Below are 19012 nucleotides of genomic sequence, written 5' to 3' on the forward strand. Positions count from 1 at the left end.
GTTTTACAGGGTAAAGTTATACCCGATGCTGATACTCACGGCGACCGGGTCGAGCTTGATGTCCTGCGTCTGCCCCGTGGAGAATTTCGCCTTGGTTTTCAGGTAAGTCTTGACCACGGCCACATCGGCAAACCAGCGCTCGTTGAAGGCCAGGGTGCTGCCGACCACCAGGCTGCCTGTCAGCTTGTTGTCCATGCGGTAAGTCACGGGTTTTCCACCCGGATCCAGCAAGGCCGTCATCTGGCCCGAGCCTTTTTCCTTCTGGAAATAGGCATACGTCAAGCCCGCGCCCACGTATGGGCGGATCATCGCATTGGGCTGGAAGAAACGGTACTGGATGAAGGCCGTCGGCGGCAAGGCTTCCGCCGTCCCCAGTTTGCCCGTGCCCTTGATGGAACCGGCGCCGATCAGGTCATGCTTGTACGGCACGCCCAAAATCATTTCAGCGGAAACATTGTCCGTGATCATGTAGGCAAAGGTCAGGATGGGCTTGGTATCCGACTTGACGTCGGCTTTCGTGCCCGGCAATGCCGGTGCGGAAATGTCGCCACTTTCCACGTGCGGCGTGATCTTGTTGAGGCCAGCCTTGGCCATCCAGGTGCCTGCGCTTTGCGCCGAAGCGCCCGTCGCCATGGCCATCGCGGCGGCCGCGGCCAGCACGCGTACAGCGGTATTCAAACGATTCTTCATCTTGTCTCCTGATTCATTATGTGCGGAGTGTTCCGCTTTCCAGTCTTGTCGCTGCCAGCGCCAGCCACATCGCGGGGATGCAGCTGGCGCGGCCCTCCCTTACAGCCAGCCCCGCACGACCATGTCCTTGGCCACATAGCGGGCCAGCAACAGGTTGTTGAACGGCGTAGGATGCACTTCGTCGGCATACGAGTAGTGGCTGACGTCGCCCGCTTTCAGGTTCGTGCCATTGCACACGAGCGAGCTGTTCAGGAAATTCTTCGCCGTGCTCAGGTCGCACGCCGTCTCGCTGACGTTGGTCAAGCCATACGGGCCAGGATTGACGCCCTGGTCATGGCTGACGGCAAACACGTCGACCAGCAAGACTTTCGCATTGCCGTTCAAGCCCGCGCTCAGCTCGCCGTTGAAGGCGCTGACCATGGCATTGATCAGCGCCTTGGTGCTGGCATCCTTGCTCAGGCCCGATGGCGTGCCGGCCACGTCCGGCAGGTTGTTGACGATGACATAGTTGGCGCCCTTGGCGATGATCTGGTCCTTGACCAGCACCACCAGCTCTTTGCCGGCCTGTCCCATGGCGGTGACCAGCAACGGCCCCTGGGCCGCAGCGTAATCGGCACCAGCCTTGGCGCCGGCGGCGTTGCCCGTCACCGTCGCGTCTGCTTGTGCCTTGGCGGCCAGGGCCGGGGCCTGCGCCTGGGCATTCGCATTGCCCGCAATCACGGCGGCTTGCACGGCGGCACCGACGATGGTTGCCGACGTGGCGCCAGGCGCCGCACTGGCTGTTTTGATGGCGGTGCCAATGGCAACCACTGCCGTGTTTGGATTGGTGGCGCCGGCCGCCAGGGCCATCGCCAGGTTGGTGGCGAAAGCCTGGGCGCCCGCAGCCGCACCGGCCTTCGCGCCAGCGTCCATCGCGCCCGTTTGCAATGCACCCAGCAGATACAGCACGTCGTTACCGCCGGCCATCACGAAGACGGCTTCCGTGCCGCTGAACTTGCCGCCGGAAACGGCCAGGTGGTTCGCAATCTGCGTCACCACGGGCACGGTCAGGGCGCCCAGCGCACCGCCCGCCAATTTGTTGTTCGGGCCGACCGGGTTGGTGACGCGCGAACCGCCCATGGCGTAGCCGAAGCAGCCCGCATGCTTGACGCGCGGAGCCTGCAGGGAGGGAATGCTGCCTTCCAGGCCCGTTTCGGCGGCGCATGGCGCCGGCAAGCCGAATTGCGCGGCCAGGTGCTCGGTCCAGTTCTTGCCCGTCAGTTCAGGATTGATCTTGGTATTGTCGCCATTGATGGTGAATTTGCCGCCACCGCTCGCCGCCACGCCGGCGACGGCATACGAACCGACATCGGACAGGCTGTCGCCGAACGACACCTGCGCCGTGTATTTGACTTTCAAGGCTTGATCACCGCCACTGGCGCCGCCGCAACCTGCCAGGACAGCCGCAGCCAGCACGGCCAGCGCGAATTTTGTTTGATGCATTTTGTCTCCTCGGTCTTTTTTCTGGTTTCTAAACGAACGGGCGTGCTATTCGCTACCCAACTAATATGCCATCGTTCCTCAGGCTTGTATAGAAAATATGTTTTAAAAATCAACGAAATAACAACACCGCCAGCGCCCCGTCACGACCGGGCGATCCGCTGAATTATGGAGGATTTAAGATGTTTCGTGGCAAGCATCTCTATTGCGCTGCATCAAGAAAAAGCCCCTTGCGGGGCTTTTATTATGCGGACAGAAATTGCTGCAAGATACCACTTGAACCGAAGGCGGCACGCCGCAGACGGTCATTCACGCCCAGCCACGCGGGGCCGGTGGGCGGTGCTTCGACGAGTATCAGCTCGGCGCCGACCTGGTCCATCGTGCGCAGCGAGGCATACAGCGCATGTGCATAATTTTCCGGGGTCGCTGCCAGGCGCACGCTGGCGCTGGCCGGCGGCAGATCCGAGTAGTGGATCAGGGCCACGCGGCGCCCGTCATTGAGCAGACGGTTCAAGGTGGCGCGCACGTCGTCGCTGTGCTGCATCGCAACAGGCGTGTGCGGTGCGTAATGCGATTCCAGGGTGCCCGAGGCGCGCGGCGCGGCCGCGTCCGCCACAGCCGGTGCGCGACCGATGACGGCAGCGATCTGCTCGCTGCTGATATGGCCGGGACGCAACAGCACGGGACCGTGCGTGGCCAGGCGCGACAAATCGACGATGGTCGACTCGATGCCGACATCGCTCTGTCCGCCGTCGAGGACTTGGCCCAGCAAGCCGCTGGCGAGTTCCGCCGCGAATTCATCGCGCACGTGCTGCGCCGTGGTGGGGCTGACATTGCCGAATTTGTTCGCCGACGGCGCCGCCAGGCCGCCCTTGCCGCCTTTGAAGGTGCGTAGCAATGCGATAGCCACCGGATGCGACGGGCAGCGCAAGCCCACCGTATCCTGGCCGCCGGAGACGGCGTCGGGAATATGCGCGGCGCGCCTGACGATCAGGGTCAGCGGACCGGGCCAGAAGGCAGCCACCAGTTGCTGCGCTTCGGGCGGAATATCGTCGGACCAGTGCGCCAAGTCGGCGCCAGGCGCCACGTGCACGATCACGGGATGGTCCGAAGGCCGGCCCTTGGCTTCGTAGATGCGCGCCACGGCGGCCGGGTTTTCCGCATCGGCGCCCAGGCCATACACCGTTTCCGTCGGGAAAGCGACGAGGCCGCCCCCTTCCAGCACGGCAGCGGCCGCCGCCAGATCGTGTGCAAGTACGCTCACGGCGCGATTCCCAGGATCAGGCAAGCGTCGCGCAGGCGCTGCTGCGCCTCTTGCAAGGTGGCAGCGATGAAAGTCAGGTGGCCCATCTTGCGGCCACGGCGCGGGTCGTCCTTGCCATACAGGTGCAGGCACGCGCCCGGCAGCGCCAGCACCTGGTCCCACGCCGGTTCGCAGGCAACATCGCTGTCGCCGGCAAACCAGGCGTCGCCCAGGATGTTGAGCATCACGGCCGGCGAATGCTGGCGCACGTCGCCCAGCGGCAGACGCGCCATGGCCCGCACCTGCTGCGCGAACTGGCTGGTGACGCAGGCATCCATCGTGTAGTGGCCGCTGTTGTGGGGACGGGGCGCCATTTCATTGACCACCAGGCTGCCGTCGTCCAGCACGAAAAATTCGATGCACAGCACGCCGACATAACCGAGTTCAGCGACCATGGCTTGCGCCGCCCGCTGCGCCCTGGCGGCGCAGTCGTCCGACACGTTCGGGCCCGGCACCGTGGTGGTAAAAAGCACGCCGTCGCGGTGCACGTTTTCGGCGATCGGATACACGACCGATTCGCCATCCACGCCGCGCGCCGTCAGCACGGACACTTCATACGCCAGCGGCAACATTTTTTCCAACAGGCAAGTTACCTCGCCCATTTCCGCAAAGGCGGCGCGCACGTCGTCGCGCGTGCGCACGCGGAACTGGCCCTTGCCGTCATAGCCCATGCGCACGGTTTTCAAGATGCCCGGCAGCAAGTCGTCGCCGATGGCGTCGATATCGTCCTGCGTGGCGATGACCCTATGCGGCGCCGGCAACACGCCCGATTTCGCGGCGCAGTCGACAAAGAAACGTTTTTCCGCGATGCGGTCTTGCGCCACCGACACGCCGTGCGCATCCGGCGCCACGAATACCCGTTCGGCCAGGCGCGACAGGCTGTCGGCCGGCACGTTCTCGAACTCGGTGGTGACGGCCAGGCATTGCGCCGCCAGGGCGTCGAGGCCGGCGACATCATCATATGCGGCATGGATCAGGCGCTGCGCCACCTGCCCCGCAGGGCAGGCGTCGGATGGCTCCAGTACGGCCACCTGATAACCCATGCCTTGTGCGGCCTGGGCAAACATGCGGCCGAGCTGGCCGCCGCCCATCACGCCCAGCCATGCCGGTGGATGGGCGGCAGGCAGCAATGGGGAAGTCGATTTACTATTCATTATTTTTCAAACATATTAATCAGGCAAGACCATGGCCTTGGCGGCGGCCGTTTGCGTGGTACGGAACGCTTCCAGCTTTTCGGCCAGGACATCGTCGTTGGCGGCCAGCATCGCCACGGCCGTCAGCGCTGCATTCGCCGCGCCCGCTTCGCCGATGGCGAAAGTGGCGACCGGCACGCCCTTGGGCATTTGCAGGATGGACAGCATGGAGTCTTCGCCACGCAAGTATTTCGATGGCACGGGCACGCCCAGCACGGGCACGATGGTCATCGCTGCCACCATGCCAGGCAGGTGGGCCGCGCCGCCGGCGCCGGCGATGATGGCGCGCAAACCGCGCGCGCGCGCGCTTTTCGCGTACGCATACATCTCGTCGGGCATGCGGTGCGCGGAAATGACTTGCGCTTCGTACGGCACGCCAAACTGTTTCAGGATGGCAACTGCATTTTGCATCACGTCCCAGTCCGAGGACGACCCCATGATGACGCCGACCAGCGGCTTATTCTGCTCGCTCATCTCAGGCCTTCAGCTTCTCGCCCGTCAGGCGTTCGATGGCTTCGAAGTACTTGGCCTGGGTTTTTTCGATGACGTCGGCCGGCAGCGCCGGCGCCGGCGCGGTCTTGCCCCAGGTCAACGTTTCCAGGTAGTCGCGCACGAATTGCTTGTCGAACGACGGCGGCGAGATGCCTGGCTGGTAGGAATCGGCAGGCCAGAAGCGCGACGAGTCGGCCGTCAACACTTCATCCATCAGATGCATGACGCCATTGTCGTCCAGGCCGAATTCGAACTTGGTGTCGGCGATGATGATGCCGCGCGTGGCCGCATATTCGGCAGCCGTCTTGTACAGGGCAATGGCGACGTCGCGCATCTTGGCGGCCAGCTCGGCACCGATGCGCTCTTCCATTTCAGCAAAGCTGATGTTTTCATCATGCTCGCCCAGTTCGGCCTTGGCTGCCGGGGTGAAGATCGGCTCCGGCAGTTTTTCCGCCTGTTGCAAGCCCGCTGGCAAGGCGATGCCGCAGATGCTGCCCGTATCCTGGTAATCTTTCCAGCCCGAACCGATGATGTAGCCGCGCACGACTGCCTCCACCATGATCGGTTTCAAGCGCTTGGCCACCACGGCGCGGCCTTGCACTTGCTCCACTTCCTCTGGCGCCACCACGGATTCCGGCGCCACGCCGGTCAGGTGGTTCGGCACGATGTGGCCCAGTTTCTCGAACCAGAAATCGCTCATCTGGTTGAGGACCTTGCCCTTGCCGGGGATAGGCTCGTTCATGACGACATCGAAGGCCGACAGGCGGTCCGTGGTGACGATCAGGATCTTGTCGTCGCCAACGGCGTAGTTGTCGCGGACCTTGCCGTGGCCCAGCAATGGCAGGGAGTGGATGGAAGTCTGATAGAGGCTGTTCATAGCGGGGGAATAGTTGGATGAAACGAAACCGGCAGGCAGGGGGTGCCCGCCGGTCGAGAAAATCGGGCACGGAGCATTGCTTCCGGCCCGTTCCAGACAGAATTTTACTTCACAATTTGCGACAGCTCGCCGGCCTTGTAGCGCTCGGCCATTTTTTCCATCGTGATGACCTTGATTTTCGACGCCTGGCCTTCGCAGCCGAACGCCTGCATGCGCGCGCGCACGATTTGCTCGGCGGCGGTGCGGGCTGGCTTCAGGAAGTCGCGCGGGTCGAATTTCGACGGGTTCTCGAACAGGTACTTGCGGATCGCGGCCGTCATCGCCAGGCGGATGTCGGTATCGATGTTGATCTTGCGCACGCCGTGACGGATGCCTTCCTGAATTTCCTCGACTGGCACGCCGTAGGTTTCCTTCATGTCGCCGCCGAATTCGCGGATGATGGCCAGCAATTCCTGCGGCACCGACGACGAACCGTGCATCACCAGGTGGGTGTTCGGGATGCGCGCGTGGATTTCCTTGATGCGGTCGATGGCCAGAATGTCGCCCGTCGGCTTGCGGGTAAACTTGTACGCGCCGTGCGAGGTGCCGATGGCGATCGCCAGGGCGTCGCACTGGGTGCGCTGTACGAAGTCGGCCGCTTGCGCCACGTCCGTCAGCAGTTGCTCGCGGGTCATGGTGCCGTCGGCGCCGTGGCCGTCTTCCTTGTCGCCCTTCATGGTTTCCAGCGAACCGAGCACGCCCAGTTCCGCTTCCACCGTCACGCCGATGGCGTGCGAGAATTTCACCACTTCACGCGACACTTCCACGTTGTATTCGTAGGAAGCGACCGACTTGCCGTCCGCTTCCAGCGAACCGTCCATCATCACGGAAGTAAAACCCGAACGGATGGCGGCCATGCAGACGGCCGGCGACTGGCCGTGATCCTGGTGCATGACGACAGGAATGTGCGGATACGCTTCGACAGCCGCGTCGATCAGGTGGCGCAGGAACGCTTCACCGGCGTACTTGCGCGCGCCAGCGGACGCTTGCATGATCACCGGGCTGTTCAGCGCATCGGCGGCAGCCATGATGGCTTGCACTTGCTCCAGGTTATTGACGTTGAAAGCAGGAATGCCATAACCGTTTTCGGCGGCATGGTCCAGCAGTTGACGCATGGATACGAGAGACATGGTAATACTCCAGATAACAATAGAAACCGTTGCGGCGCTTCGCGGTGGTCAATAACCGCGGCGGCGCCTGAATTCTTTCAACTAAATTAGAACGTCCAACAAGCTGCTCAGGGCTAGGCGCGTTGCCGAAGGCAGTACAACTAGGCAAGGCAACAACGCCCTGGGCAGTTTTTACTCGAATTCGCCTACCTTCACAATCTTCAAGGCATTCGTGCCGCCCACCTGCCCCATCGGCTCGCCCCAGGTGACGACGATCATGTCGCCCTTGCGGACGATGCCCTGCGCCACCAGCAGCTCTTCCGCCTGCTTCAGCACTTGCGCGCTGGGGGCGTTCTGCATCAGATGATACGCCCGAACATTGCGGTACAGCGCGGCTTTGCGCAAAGTGGTGACACTGGGCGTGAGCGCGTAGATCGGCGTGTCGATACTGTGGCGGCTCATCCACAAGGCGGTGGAACCGGACTCCGTCAGCGCCACGATGGCTTTGACGCGCAGGTGATGGGCGGTGAACAGCGCGCCGTAGGCGATCGACTGGTCGATGCGGGTAAAAGTGACGTTGAGGAAATCGGCATCGAGCTTGTTGTATTCGGACTGTTCCGCTTCCACGCAGATGGCGGCCATCATTTCCACCGTCTCGATCGGGTACTTGCCCGAGGCCGTTTCGGCCGACGTCATGACGGCGTCCGTGCCATCGAGCACGGCATTGGCCACGTCGGACACTTCCGCGCGGGTCGGCACGGCGTTGACGATCATCGATTCCATCATCTGTGTTGCCGTAATAGCAATCTTGTTCGACGCGCGCGCCATCTTGATCATGCGTTTCTGCAAGGCCGGCACGGCCGCGTTGCCCACCTCGACCGCCAGGTCGCCGCGGGCCACCATGATGCCGTCGGACGCGTCGAGAATCTCTTGCAGGGCAGGAATGGCTTCCGCGCGCTCGATCTTGGCGATCATCATCGGCTTGTGGTGGTACGGTTCGCCGGCGATATTGGCCAGCTGGCGCGCCATTTCCATGTCGGTCGCACATTTCGGGAAGGAAATAGCCAGATAGTCGGCCTGGAAACTCATGGCCGTCTTGATATCTTCCATATCCTTGGCCGTCAACGCGGGCGCGGACAGGCCGCCGCCCTGGCGGTTGATACCCTTGTTATTCGACAACTCGCCGCCAATCTTGACGGTGGTGTGGATTTCGCTGCCGTGGATGCGCTCGACGATCAGCACGATAAGCCCGTCGTTCAGCAGCAGCACGTCGCCCTTGTGCAAGTCGCGCGGCAGGGCCTTGTAGTCGAGGCCGACACGCTCCTGGTTGCCCAGTTCGCCGTTTTCGCCCCACTTGGCGTCGAGGATGAACTTGTCGCCCGCTTCCAGCTGGATGCGGGAATTTTCAAACTTGCCGACGCGAATCTTCGGCCCTTGCATGTCGGCCATGATGGCCACTTCGCGCCCGCACTCGGCCGCCGCCAGGCGCACCAGCGCCGCGCGGTCGATATGGTCTTGCGCCTTGCCGTGGGAAAAATTCAAGCGCACCACGTCGACGCCCGCACGTATCATCTTCACCAGGATATCGAAGTCGGTGGAAGCGGGGCCGATTGTTGCTACGATTTTTGTACCGCGTGGCATAGGAGTCCTTGTGCGCGAGCGAAGGTGAGCAAGACCTGGCGGCTGAACCGCCCGGCAAGGTAAAAGCGCAGCGGTCAGGCTGCGCTTGGTACTGAATTGCTGACGGCAGCGCCTTAAGCGGCGCGCTGCATCAGGATTTCAACGGCGGGTAAAGTCTTGCCTTCCAGGAACTCCAGGAAAGCGCCGCCGCCCGTCGAGATATAGCTGATTTGATCGGTAATGTCGTATTTGGCAATCGCCGCCAGGGTGTCGCCACCGCCAGCGATGGAGAATGCTTTCGAATCGGCAATGGCCAGGGCCAGGGTCTTGGTGCCGTTGCCGAACTGGTCGAATTCGAACACGCCGACGGGGCCGTTCCACACGATGGTGCCGGCGGCGGCGATTTGCTGCGCCAGCAGGGCCGCCGTCTTCGGGCCGATATCGAGGATCATGTCGTCGTCCGCCACGTCGGCCACGTCCTTGACGGTGGCAACGGCCGTGGGCGAGAATTCCTTGGCGCACACGACATCGACGGGAATCGGCACTTGCGCGCCGCGCTTGGCCATGATGTCGATGATGGCTTTCGCTTCCTCGACGAGTTCCGCTTCCACCAGCGACTTGCCGACGTTCAAGCCGACAGCTTTCATGAAGGTGTTGGCGATGCCGCCGCCGACGATCAGGTTATCGACCTTGTCGGACAGGGCTTTCAAGATGGTCAGCTTGCTCGATACTTTCGAACCAGCAACAATGGCCAGCAGCGGGCGGGCTGGCGCGTGCAGCGCCTTGCCCAATGCATCGAGTTCGGCGGCCAGCAGCGGGCCGGCGCAGGCGACGGGCGCGAACTTGGCGATGCCGTGCGTGGACGCTTCGGCGCGGTGGGCCGTACCGAACGCGTCATTGACGTAGATATCGCACAATTTGGCCATTTTTTGCGCCAGCTCATCGCTGTTTTTCTTTTCGCCCTTGTTGACGCGCACGTTTTCCAGCAGGACGACCTGGCCGGCAGCCAGGTTTTCCAGGCCGGCGCCATCGACCCAGTTTTGTTTCAATGCAACTTCTTGGCCCAGCAGCTCGGACAGGCGTGCCGCCACGGGCGCCAGGCTGTCGGCAGGCTTGAACTCGCCTTCCGTCGGGCGGCCCAGGTGCGACGTCACCATGACGGCGGCGCCAGCGTCCAGCGCGGCGCGGATGGCCGGCACCGAGGCGCGGATGCGCGTATCTTCGGTGATCTTGCCACTGTCATCTTGCGGGACGTTCAGGTCGGCGCGGATAAACACGCGCTTGCCTTGCAGTGCATTTTGGGCGATCAAATCTTGCAGACGGATGAAGTTGAGAACAGCTGACATGGCGATCCAGATGACGAGTGGAAGGAAGTGCGCTATTTTACCGCAATGACCAGAGCAAATCCCCGATTTGTCCTGCTTTACTGAAAAACGTGCAACAGTCGCAAGCCCGTGAAAACCAGCATGCCAAACACGATGGTTTGCAGCATATTGCGGCGGATCACAAAAAAGAGCGTGGCGGCAATACCGGACAAGAGTTTCAAATTCGACAATTCGAAGTGCACTTGCTGCCCCTCCATCAGCATGTCGGGCGCGATGATGGCCGCCAGCGCGCAGGCCGGCGCATAGCGCAGCATCTCGCCCACGCGGCGCGGAATGGTGATGTGATGGCCGATCAGCCAAAAGGTGCTGCGCGTGGCGGCCGTCGCCACCACCAGCACGGCGATGGCGATCCACACGTCGCCCCTGCCCCAGTCTATGCCGTCAAACATGGCGTTTTGTCCATTTTTCTGTCAATTCTTCCACGGCCATGGCGCTGACCATGCCCACCAAGACGGCCACCAGCAAGCCCAATTTATACGGCAGGCCGTAGGCCAGCACGGCCACCGCACCCGCCACCAGCACGCCGCACAGGGCGGCGCGGCTGAGGATCAGCGGCACCGTCACGCACAGGATCGCCAGGGTCCCGGCAAAACCCAGCCCCCATTCGGCCGGCACGACGGCGCCCAGCACGATACCGATGAAGGAACCGATTTGCCAGGCCAGCCAGTTGGGGTAGATCAAGCCTTTCAGGAAAGGCAGCTTGGCCGGGTCCGGCGTTTCGTGCGGATAGCGCTGCAGGAACAGGCCCACCGTGATGTCGCCCGCCACATAGCCGAGCCCAAAGCGCTGGCGCCACGGCAGATGGGAAAAATGGGGGGCCAGCAGCACGGAAAAGATGACAAAACGCAAATTGACGACGAGGGCCGTGGCGAAGATCACCCACACGGGCGCATGCGCGGCCAGCAGCGGCAAGGACGCGAGCTGGGCCGAGCCGGCAAAGACAAACAGGGTCATGGCCCCCGCCTGCGCCACCGTCAAGCCGCTTTTCACCATGGCCACGCCCACCACCATGCCCCAGGCGGCGATGCCCAGCAGGGTGGGCGCCCCCAGGTTCAGGCCGGCACGCCAGGCATCTTTCAGCAGGGCGTCGTCCTTGGCGGCCAGGACGGCGTTCACGCGGCGCTCCGGCAGGCGTACTGTGGTAACTGCACAACAATGGTGCGTGGCGACAAGGGTGACAACGGCGATACCGGCAAGGCAAATCCAGTCAGTGTGGCGCTGCAGCTGCCATATTTCCGTAAAAACCCGCGCCGCAGCCGAAGATGATCGAGCCGCCATTTTAGCCATGATTTTTGCTGTCTGCCTGAATCCGTTAAAATCGTGGTTTTGGCAGCAGCCGACTTCCTTCCATACAGCCTCACGGAGCATGACAAGATGACAAAAACCACCCAGCCAGCGGTCGAACTCGACAGTAAAGACCTGCCAGCCCACTGCCCTAACCCGGCCATGCCGCTGTGGTCGTCGCATCCGCGTGTGTTCCTGGAATTCAACAAGGACGGTATCGCCAAGTGCCCGTACTGCGGCACGGCCTATACCCTGAAGGAAGGCGCCAGCGCCGGCCACCATTAAAAAAACTGCCCAGCGGCGCGCCACCAGCGCGCCGTTTTTATTTGTATCAAGTTATACCGACCAGCCCGGAGTCGTCATGAAACGTCTGAAAGAACTCAATGGCAGCGCCGCGGAAGTCGAAGCGGCGTTCTACGATGCCTTGCACCGCGCCGACCTCGAAGCGCTGATGGCGCTGTGGGCCGACGATGAAGAGATCGTCTGCATCCATCCGGGCGGCGCGCGCCTGATCGGCCATGCCGCCATCCGCGCCTCGTGGGAAACCATCCTGGCGGGCGGCGGCCTGCACATCGTGCCGGCGCAGCTGCATGAAACGCACAATCTGATGAGTTCGGTGCACACGGTGATCGAAGGCGTCACCCAGGAAGAAGGCGGTCCGGCGCATCTGCTGGCGACGAATGTGTACGTGAAAACGCCGCGCGGCTGGCGCATCGTGCTGCACCATGCCTCCATCGCGCCGGGCGGCGCGCCGGCCGACGCCACAGGGGCGCAGATCCTGCACTGATGTCTTTGTCTCTTTCCTATACTGCCCCGCTCTGGCTGCCTGGCGGCCACGCGCAGACGATTTATCCGGCCGTGTGCCTCGCCAAACCGGCAGTGGCTTTCCGCCGCGAACGCTGGCAAGCGCCCGATGGCGACTTCGTCGACGTCGACCTGGTCGACGGTCAGCCAGGCCAGCCCTTCGTGGTGCTGTTCCACGGCCTGGAAGGCTCGTCGAACAGCCATTACGCGCGCGCCCTGATGGCCGAAGTGGCCGCGCGCGGCTGGTCGGGCGCCGTGCCGCATTTTCGCGGCTGCTCGGGCGAAGCCAACCTGGCGCCGCGCTTCTACCATTCGGGCGATGCGCAGGAAGTGGACTGGGTCGTGCGCACATTGCGCCCGCGCGCCACGGGCAAGTTTTACGCGGCCGGCGTCTCGCTGGGCGGCAATGCCCTGCTGTGCTGGCTGGGCCAGTCGCAGCACCAGGCCGATTTCGTCGATGCGGCAGCGGCCGTGTCCGCCCCCCTTGATCTGGCGCAAGGGGGCAAGGCCCTGTCTTCCGGCGCCAACCGGCTCTACACGCGCATGTTCCTGAACACCTTGAAACCGAAATGCCTGGCCAAGCTGGAACAGTTTCCCGGCCTGTTTGCGCGCGACGCCATGCTGGCCGCGCGCGACCTGCACGCCTTCGACGACGTCGTCACGGCACCCCTGCACGGCTACCGCGACGCCGACGATTACTGGCACCGCGCCAGCGCCAAGCACGTCTTGCCGGACATCACCGTGCCGACCCTGGTACTGAATGCGCAAAATGATCCTTTCCTGCCCGGACGCTTCTTACCGCGCAGCGCCGCGCCGACGGTCACCCTCGAGTATCCGCGCCACGGCGGCCACGTCGGCTTTGCGGCAGGCAAATTGCCGGGAAGCACACGCTGGTTGCCGCAGCGCCTGATCCACTTTTTTGAAGGCGGCAACACGGCGCCATCGGCGCCGCAAAGCTGTCACGCTGGCGATGCGCGCACTCACACGGAAAACGCTACACATGGATGAACTCGTCAAACAGGCCCTGGCCAAATGGCCGAACGTGCCCCACTGCTACGGCTGGCTGGGCCTGGACGCGCGCGGCCACTGGCGCATGCGCGACCAGCAGGCGCAACAGCAACAACTGCCGGGCGACAAGATCGCCCATGCCGCCCTGTTGAGCTTTATCAACCGCAATTACGCCCAGGACGAACGCGGTTGCTGGTTTTTCCAGAATGGCCCGCAGCGCGTGTATGTGAATCTGGAAGCGACGCCCTACATCGCCCGCAGCGACCCGCAGCACGGTTTTGTCTTGCAGACGGGTGCCCCGCTGGAACAGATCGAGCAAGCGTATTGGTGCGATAACGGTGCGCTGATCTTGCGCCACGGCGACATCGTCGCGCAGGTGGATGACCGCGACATGGCCCAGGTGCTGCCCGCGCTGCGCATCGACGGCCGGCAAGCCAGCGACGACGCCTTGCTGGCGTGGCTGGAAGAACAGCGGGGCAAGCTGACCGTATTGCATGCAGGCAAGGAGATTGCCGTGCAGCCGCTGGCCTATGCCAGCGTAGCGCAGACCTTCGGCTTCCAGCAGGCGCCGCAAGCCGGGTAAGCGCTAACCCTTCTGGTCCTTGATCTGTTCGCGGCGTTTTTCCTGCAACTCGCGCTCGCGCGCATCGATCACGGCCTGGTCATAAAAAGTCGCGTCCGTCGATTTGCGGGCAATCGTCAGCTGGTCCAGCGCGGCCATGGTGGCGCCCTGCAGCACGTAGGATTCAGCCAGCGCCATGTGCTGCAAGGTCATCTTGCCCTGGTCCGCATAGGCTTTCGCCAGTAAATCATACAGTTCCGGCTCTTCCTTGTAGAGCTGCACCTGCTCGCGCAGATACAGCGTGGATTGCTCCAGCTTGCCGGCAGCCATCAGCGCTTCCGCATACTGGTGGGCGATGCCGCGCGACAGGGGAAACTGCTGGCGCGCAGCGTCCGCCGCCTTCAGGGCCTGCTGCGCCACTTCCTTCTTTTGCGCCGGCATCAACAGCACTTCCAGCCCCATCGCCGCCAGCAGCGAATTGGGGCCCTGCGTGCCGCCCGACGTCAGCACATTCGGCCCGGCCGGCTGGTGCAGGGCCGCATTGGCCGCATCGAGTTCCTTTTGCGCTTCCGCAGGCTTGCCCTGCTTGACGGCGACGAAAGACAGGCCGTAATGGGCAGCCGTCACCTGGAAACGGCTTTGCTGTTCCAGCTGCGTCTTGAAGAGAGCCTTGGCGTTCAACAAGCCTTGCACGCTTTCATCCTGCAGCACGCGGGCGCGGGCCCGGGCCAGGTGGAAACTCAGGCTGTCGGCACGCTGCTTGTACGGCTGCTCGCGGATGCGCGCCTGGATGTCGGCGATGCGTTCCGTCGTCAGCGGGTGGGTCTGCAGATAGGCGGGCATCAGGTCGCTGTACGAACGGCTGGCCGCCTGCATACGGCCGAAAAAGGCCACCATGCCGGTGGTGTCGAAACCGGCTTCGCCCATGATCTGGAAACCGATGCGGTCCGCCTCGCGCTCGGCGTCGCGGCCGAAATTGAGCTGGCGCTGGATGGCCAGGCCCTGGCCGGCGGCAAACACGCCCATGGCCACGTCGCCGCCCGCGCGCGAAGCGAGCGCCGCCAGCAACATGGCGGCCAGCGGCATCAGGGCATCCTGGCGCTGCTGACCCAGCATGCGCGCGATATGGCGCTGCGCCACATGGCCGATCTCGTGCGACAGCACGGAAGCCAGTTCCGCCTCCGTTTGCGCCGCCAGCACCAGGGCCGAGTGCACGCCGATGAAGCCGCCCGGCAAGGCAAACGCGTTCAACTGGGGATCGCGCACGGCAAAGAAAAAATAGTCGTAATTCGTTTCGCCCCGCACGCTGGGGCGCGCCGCCACGAGGGCGTTGCCGAAGGTGTTCAGGTATTCCAGCAAGGGCGCGTCGTCGAGGTAGTCGCGGTCGCCGCGGATGCCGCGCATGATTTCCTCACCAATCTTGCGCTCCATCGCCGGCGACAGGTCTTCGCGCGAGGTGTCGCCCAGGTTCGGCAGATTCGGCGCCGGCGGCACGGCCAGCGGCGTCCAGCTGCCGGCCGGCTTGGCCGCCACGCTGGCAACCGGCGCCGCGGGCGCGGACGTATAGGTTTGCGCCAGCGTACAGGGTGCCGCCAGCCACAATGCAGCCAGCACCGACGCGCGCCGGGAGCTGCGCAGCCATGCCGCGCCGGCGTTTTCAAGGACGATCGGAAGAAGAGTTTTTGAATTCACGGGTGCTATCATACCTTGTTCGCGGCGCCCATTCCCACGCAACAAGCATGCGCCATGCCAGTAGCATGGCGTCGTGGTCAGGCCTGCCGCGCCCCCACTCCTCACCTATTTTGACGCCATGACAACAGCAGACAAGCAAGCCCCCGCCGGGGAACTGACCCATTTCGACGCCACGGGCCAGGCCCATATGGTCGACGTGGGCAGCAAGGAAGACACGCGCCGCAGCGCCGTGGCCGCCGGCACCATCCGCATGCAGCCCGCCACCTTGGCATTGATTATTTCGGGCAACGCCAAGAAGGGCGACGTACTGGGCATCGCCCGCATCGCCGCCATCATGGGCGCCAAGCGCACCAGCGACCTGATTCCCCTGTGCCACCCGCTGGCCCTGACGCGCGTCACCGTCGATTTTGAAGTGGACGAAGCGTCCAACAGCGTGCACTGCCGCGCCCAAGTCGACACGACGGGCAAGACGGGCGTGGAAATGGAAGCGCTCACTTCCGTGCAGATCGGCTTGCTGACGATCTACGACATGTGCAAGGCCGTCGACCGGGGCATGGTCATGACGAACGTGCGCGTGCTGGAAAAACATGGCGGCAAGTCGGGCGACTGGCACGCCGAGGTGTAATCATGCTGCCTGGCGCGCCAGCTGGCCCTTGAGTCGGCGCAGATCGCACAACAGCCACACGGCGCATGCCAGGCACAGCACGATGATGGCGATCGACAGGGGCAAGTGGAATTGCGCTAGTCCCGCCAGCGCGAAGCCGGCGTGGATCAGGAAGGTGCCTGCGCCCAGTGCGGCGCAGATACCCGCATAGCGGGGCGCCTGTCTGGTGTTCAGCAGCACATGCCGGTAACCGGCCAGCACCAGGACAATCGCCGCCAGGTTAAACACCAGAAAACCCTGCACGCCGCCCGGCACATGAAACATCTCCCACTCTTTCCAGTAGGCAGCGTCAATTTGATGCAGGATCAGAAACAACATGGTCCAGAAGTAGCTGCGCGGCATAAAATTTACATTCGTCAATATTGACGCAATTGTAAAGCCTGAATCCTGCCCCGGCACGCGCGCATGGCATTTTTCGATGCCAATATGAATTTCATTGATATAAATGCTTTTTCATTAAGAAATCATGCATACTGCGAGTCGACCATATCCAGATGAGCATCGCATGACTAGCAACAAGCCCGCCGCGGAAAGCAAGCTCCAGGACTTCGAATTCGAGGCCATGAATCTGCAGGTGGGTGGACGCATCCAGTTCATCACGCACCGCACTATCAAACCCATCCAGCATTTCTCGACCCTGATCGGCTATGTGAAAGACGAATACCTGATCGTCAAGATTCCCATGGAAAACGGCGCCGCCATCATGCTCAACGAGGGCGACAAGCTGACCATCCGCGTGTTTTCCGGCGTCACCGTGTGTTCGTTTTCCTGCAGCGTGCTGCGCATCTTTGGCCGTCCGCTCAATTATGTCCACCTGAGCTTTCCCGACGCCATCCAGGGCACCAGCCTGCGCACGGCCATGCGCGTCAAAGTGGACATTCCGGCGCAGCTCAGCTACCGCGACGTGGCGGCCGTGCCCGTGTTCATCGTCAACCTCAGCGTTTCCGGCGCGCTGATCGAGGCGCCCAGCATGCTCACGCCGGACGACGACGGCGTGGCCCTCAGCTTTACCCTGCTGGTGCAGCCGAACAAGCATCAGATGCGCGTCAACACGCGCGCGCGCATCCAGAACGTCAGCGTGGGCAAGCCGTCGAATGGCCACGCCGCCGAGGTGACGGAAATCTATACGTATGGCGTGCAATTCATCGACCTGGAACCGACCCACTACACCTTGCTGCAAAACCTCACCTATGAAGCGCTGATCGCGGACCGGCAAAAAATCGTCTGACGCTGGCGCGGCAGGGCCACTTACAGCGTCGGCGTCACGTCGGGAATGTTGTTTTTGGTAATCGCTTCCTTCGCTGCCGCATTCGTCACGGTGGTGCTGTTGAACCAGGTCAGGCTGCTCGTGCCCGGCTTCATGGTCATCGTCACGGTTTGTCCACCGATACCCGTGCCCAGGTCGGCCGCCAGGGTCAGCACGATATCGCCCTTGTCCACTGTGGCGCTGGCCACTTCGCGCGTGGCACTGAACACGGGGATGGCGCTGGGCACGGCCTGGGTAGGCGTGCTGCAGGCGGTAGCCAGCCCGCCGTTTTCCTGCACGCACAGGGCCACGGCAGTCTTCAGTGGCGCGGCGGCCGCCAGCACATTGCTGACCTTGGCCCGCATCGTGTAGTCGCCATACTGGGGAATGGCCACGGCCGCCAGGATGCCGGCGATGGCCACCACGATCATCAGTTCTATCAGGGTAAATCCGCTTTGCGCGCGCATCGTATCCTCCCATTGTGCATTGCTCACGCCGTGCATGGTGCAAGCGCCATGCCAGCGGCGTGCCCGGGCAGTGGCGGCACACGTGGAAAGAAAAGCGACACATTTGGGCCGGTTCGGACCAGCGCCGTCGTCCCGGGCCGGGATGCGGCCTGTCTTGCGGACAAAAAAAAGGAGCCGAAGCTCCTTTTTTGTACTACGGTAAGCCGGCTGAGATTACAGCATGGCTTTCAGCAGACGCGCCATTTCCGACGGGTTTTTGGTGACGGTGATGCCGCAAGCTTCCATGATTTCCAGCTTGGCTTGTGCCGTATCGGCACCGCCCGAGATCAGCGCGCCGGCGTGGCCCATGCGCTTTCCTGGAGGAGCCGTTACGCCAGCGATGAAGCCGACGACCGGTTTTTTCATGTTGTCTTTGATCCAATAAGCCGCGTTGGCTTCGTCCGGACCACCGATTTCGCCGATCATGATGACCGCGTCGGTATCTGGATCGTCATTGAACATCTTCATGATGTCGATGTGCTTCAGACCGTTGATCGGGTCGCCGCCGATGCCGACTGCCGACGATTGGCCCAGGCCCAGTGCGGTCAGCTGACCCACTGCTTCATAGGTCAGGGTACCCGAACGCGAAACGACGCCGATACGGCCCTTCTTGTGGATGTGACCTGGCATGATGCCGATCTTGATTTCGTCTGGCGTGATCAAGCCTGGGCAGTTAGGGCCCAGCAGCAGGGTTTTGCTGTTGGCTTTGGCCATGCGGTCTTTCAAAGCCATCATGTCGCGGACAGGAATGCCTTCGGTGATGCAAATGGCCAGATCCATTTCAGCTTCGACAGCTTCCCAGATCGCCGCTGCCGCGCCTGCTGGCGGCACGTAGATGACGGAAACGTTGGCGCCGGTTTCTTTTTTCGCTTCGGTAACGTTAGCGAAAATAGGAATGCCTTCGAAATCTTCGCCGGCTTTCTTCGGGTTCACGCCTGCCACGAAGGCAGCTTTGCCGTTCGCGTAGTCGCGGCAACCGCGGGTGTGGAACTGGCCGGTCTTGCCGGTGATCCCTTGGGTAACAACTTTGGTATCTTTATTGATCAGAATGGACATGTT

21 protein-coding genes are annotated in these 19012 nt (G+C 62.7%); 6 read left to right on the forward strand and 15 right to left on the reverse strand.

Annotated features, from left to right (window positions below):
• Positions 1-3: 3 nt before the first annotated feature.
• The 11 genes from O3300_RS22100 to O3300_RS22150 form a co-directional block, all read right to left on the reverse strand.
• The gene (locus O3300_RS22100) at positions 4-690 is read right to left on the reverse strand and encodes an OmpW family protein (protein WP_180278678.1); all 687 of its coding nucleotides are present in this window, start codon (positions 688-690) and stop codon (positions 4-6) included.
• Between the two features lie 99 nt (positions 691-789).
• Complete coding sequence (locus O3300_RS22105; protein ID WP_305054131.1) at positions 790-2172, reverse strand: SGNH/GDSL hydrolase family protein; 1383 nt, start codon at positions 2170-2172, stop codon at positions 790-792.
• Positions 2173-2413: 241 nt separating this feature from the next.
• Positions 2414-3433, reverse strand: a complete 1020-nt coding sequence (locus tag O3300_RS22110) for an L-threonylcarbamoyladenylate synthase (protein ID WP_099666369.1) — start codon at positions 3431-3433, stop codon at positions 2414-2416.
• A complete protein-coding gene (locus O3300_RS22115; RefSeq protein WP_305054132.1) occupies positions 3430-4626 on the reverse strand; it encodes a 5-(carboxyamino)imidazole ribonucleotide synthase in 1197 nt (398 codons plus the stop codon). The genes O3300_RS22110 and O3300_RS22115 overlap by 4 nt, the downstream gene beginning before the upstream one ends.
• Before the next feature lie 15 nt (positions 4627-4641).
• The gene (gene purE / locus O3300_RS22120; RefSeq protein WP_077408673.1) at positions 4642-5139 is read right to left on the reverse strand and encodes a 5-(carboxyamino)imidazole ribonucleotide mutase; all 498 of its coding nucleotides are present in this window, start codon (positions 5137-5139) and stop codon (positions 4642-4644) included.
• Position 5140: 1 nt separating this feature from the next.
• On the reverse strand, positions 5141-6034 hold the full coding sequence (locus tag O3300_RS22125; RefSeq protein WP_099666367.1) for a phosphoribosylaminoimidazolesuccinocarboxamide synthase: 894 nt from the start codon (positions 6032-6034) through the stop codon (positions 5141-5143).
• A gap of 104 nt (positions 6035-6138) precedes the next feature.
• A complete protein-coding gene (gene fba, locus O3300_RS22130; protein ID WP_010401625.1) occupies positions 6139-7203 on the reverse strand; it encodes a class II fructose-bisphosphate aldolase in 1065 nt (354 codons plus the stop codon).
• Positions 7204-7374: 171 nt separating this feature from the next.
• The gene (gene pyk / locus O3300_RS22135) at positions 7375-8823 is read right to left on the reverse strand and encodes a pyruvate kinase (protein ID WP_099666366.1); all 1449 of its coding nucleotides are present in this window, start codon (positions 8821-8823) and stop codon (positions 7375-7377) included.
• Between the two features lie 113 nt (positions 8824-8936).
• Positions 8937-10148: a phosphoglycerate kinase gene (locus tag O3300_RS22140; RefSeq protein WP_305054133.1), complete on the reverse strand. Its 1212-nt coding sequence runs from the start codon at positions 10146-10148 to the stop codon at positions 8937-8939.
• Between the two features lie 77 nt (positions 10149-10225).
• Positions 10226-10576 (reverse strand): AzlD domain-containing protein, encoded by a 351-nt coding sequence (locus O3300_RS22145; RefSeq protein ID WP_305054134.1) that lies wholly within the window; start codon positions 10574-10576, stop codon positions 10226-10228.
• Complete coding sequence (locus O3300_RS22150) at positions 10569-11303, reverse strand: AzlC family ABC transporter permease (protein WP_289900146.1); 735 nt, start codon at positions 11301-11303, stop codon at positions 10569-10571. The genes O3300_RS22145 and O3300_RS22150 overlap by 8 nt, the downstream gene beginning before the upstream one ends.
• A gap of 258 nt (positions 11304-11561) precedes the next feature.
• Between O3300_RS22150 and O3300_RS22155 the strand changes: the two genes are divergently transcribed.
• The 4 genes from O3300_RS22155 (at position 11562) to O3300_RS22170 (ending at position 13866) form a co-directional block, all read left to right on the forward strand.
• Positions 11562-11756 carry a zinc-finger domain-containing protein gene (locus tag O3300_RS22155; RefSeq protein WP_034780619.1) on the forward strand — a complete coding sequence of 65 codons (195 nt, stop codon included), beginning with the start codon at positions 11562-11564 and terminating at the stop codon, positions 11754-11756.
• 76 nt (positions 11757-11832) lie between these two features.
• Positions 11833-12258, forward strand: a complete 426-nt coding sequence (locus O3300_RS22160) for a nuclear transport factor 2 family protein (RefSeq protein ID WP_034780622.1) — start codon at positions 11833-11835, stop codon at positions 12256-12258.
• On the forward strand, positions 12258-13283 hold the full coding sequence (locus O3300_RS22165; RefSeq protein WP_305054135.1) for a YheT family hydrolase: 1026 nt from the start codon (positions 12258-12260) through the stop codon (positions 13281-13283). Before O3300_RS22160 ends, O3300_RS22165 begins: the two co-directional genes overlap by 1 nt.
• Entirely contained in the window at positions 13276-13866 is a 591-nt protein-coding gene (locus tag O3300_RS22170) for a DUF2946 family protein (protein WP_305054136.1), read from the forward strand. Before O3300_RS22165 ends, O3300_RS22170 begins: the two co-directional genes overlap by 8 nt.
• Positions 13867-13869: 3 nt before the next feature.
• Here the strand turns inward: O3300_RS22170 and O3300_RS22175 are convergent, their stop codons facing one another.
• Entirely contained in the window at positions 13870-15459 is a 1590-nt protein-coding gene (locus tag O3300_RS22175; protein ID WP_305054137.1) for a M48 family metalloprotease, read from the reverse strand.
• Positions 15460-15655: 196 nt separating this feature from the next.
• Between O3300_RS22175 and moaC the strand changes: the two genes are divergently transcribed.
• The gene (moaC, locus tag O3300_RS22180; RefSeq protein WP_305054138.1) at positions 15656-16162 is read left to right on the forward strand and encodes a cyclic pyranopterin monophosphate synthase MoaC; all 507 of its coding nucleotides are present in this window, start codon (positions 15656-15658) and stop codon (positions 16160-16162) included.
• Here moaC and O3300_RS22185 read toward each other — a convergent pair whose 3' ends face one another.
• Positions 16163-16543 carry a DUF6713 family protein gene (locus O3300_RS22185; protein ID WP_369812312.1) on the reverse strand — a complete coding sequence of 127 codons (381 nt, stop codon included), beginning with the start codon at positions 16541-16543 and terminating at the stop codon, positions 16163-16165.
• A 163-nt stretch (positions 16544-16706) separates the two neighbouring features.
• Here O3300_RS22185 and O3300_RS22190 point away from each other — a divergent pair, with 163 nt between their 5' ends.
• Entirely contained in the window at positions 16707-17429 is a 723-nt protein-coding gene (locus O3300_RS22190) for a flagellar brake protein (protein ID WP_305054140.1), read from the forward strand.
• A gap of 20 nt (positions 17430-17449) precedes the next feature.
• Here O3300_RS22190 and O3300_RS22195 read toward each other — a convergent pair whose 3' ends face one another.
• Together O3300_RS22195 and sucD are read right to left on the reverse strand one after the other, a co-directional pair.
• Entirely contained in the window at positions 17450-17914 is a 465-nt protein-coding gene (locus tag O3300_RS22195; protein WP_092608610.1) for a pilin, read from the reverse strand.
• Between the two features lie 213 nt (positions 17915-18127).
• Positions 18128-19009: a succinate--CoA ligase subunit alpha gene (gene sucD / locus O3300_RS22200; RefSeq protein ID WP_034746085.1), complete on the reverse strand. Its 882-nt coding sequence runs from the start codon at positions 19007-19009 to the stop codon at positions 18128-18130.
• Between the last annotated feature and the right edge of the window lie 3 nt (positions 19010-19012).

Origin of the sequence: Janthinobacterium sp. SUN206, assembly GCF_030587305.1 — a bacterium.
Lineage (GTDB): Bacteria > Pseudomonadota > Gammaproteobacteria > Burkholderiales > Burkholderiaceae_D > Janthinobacterium > Janthinobacterium kumbetense.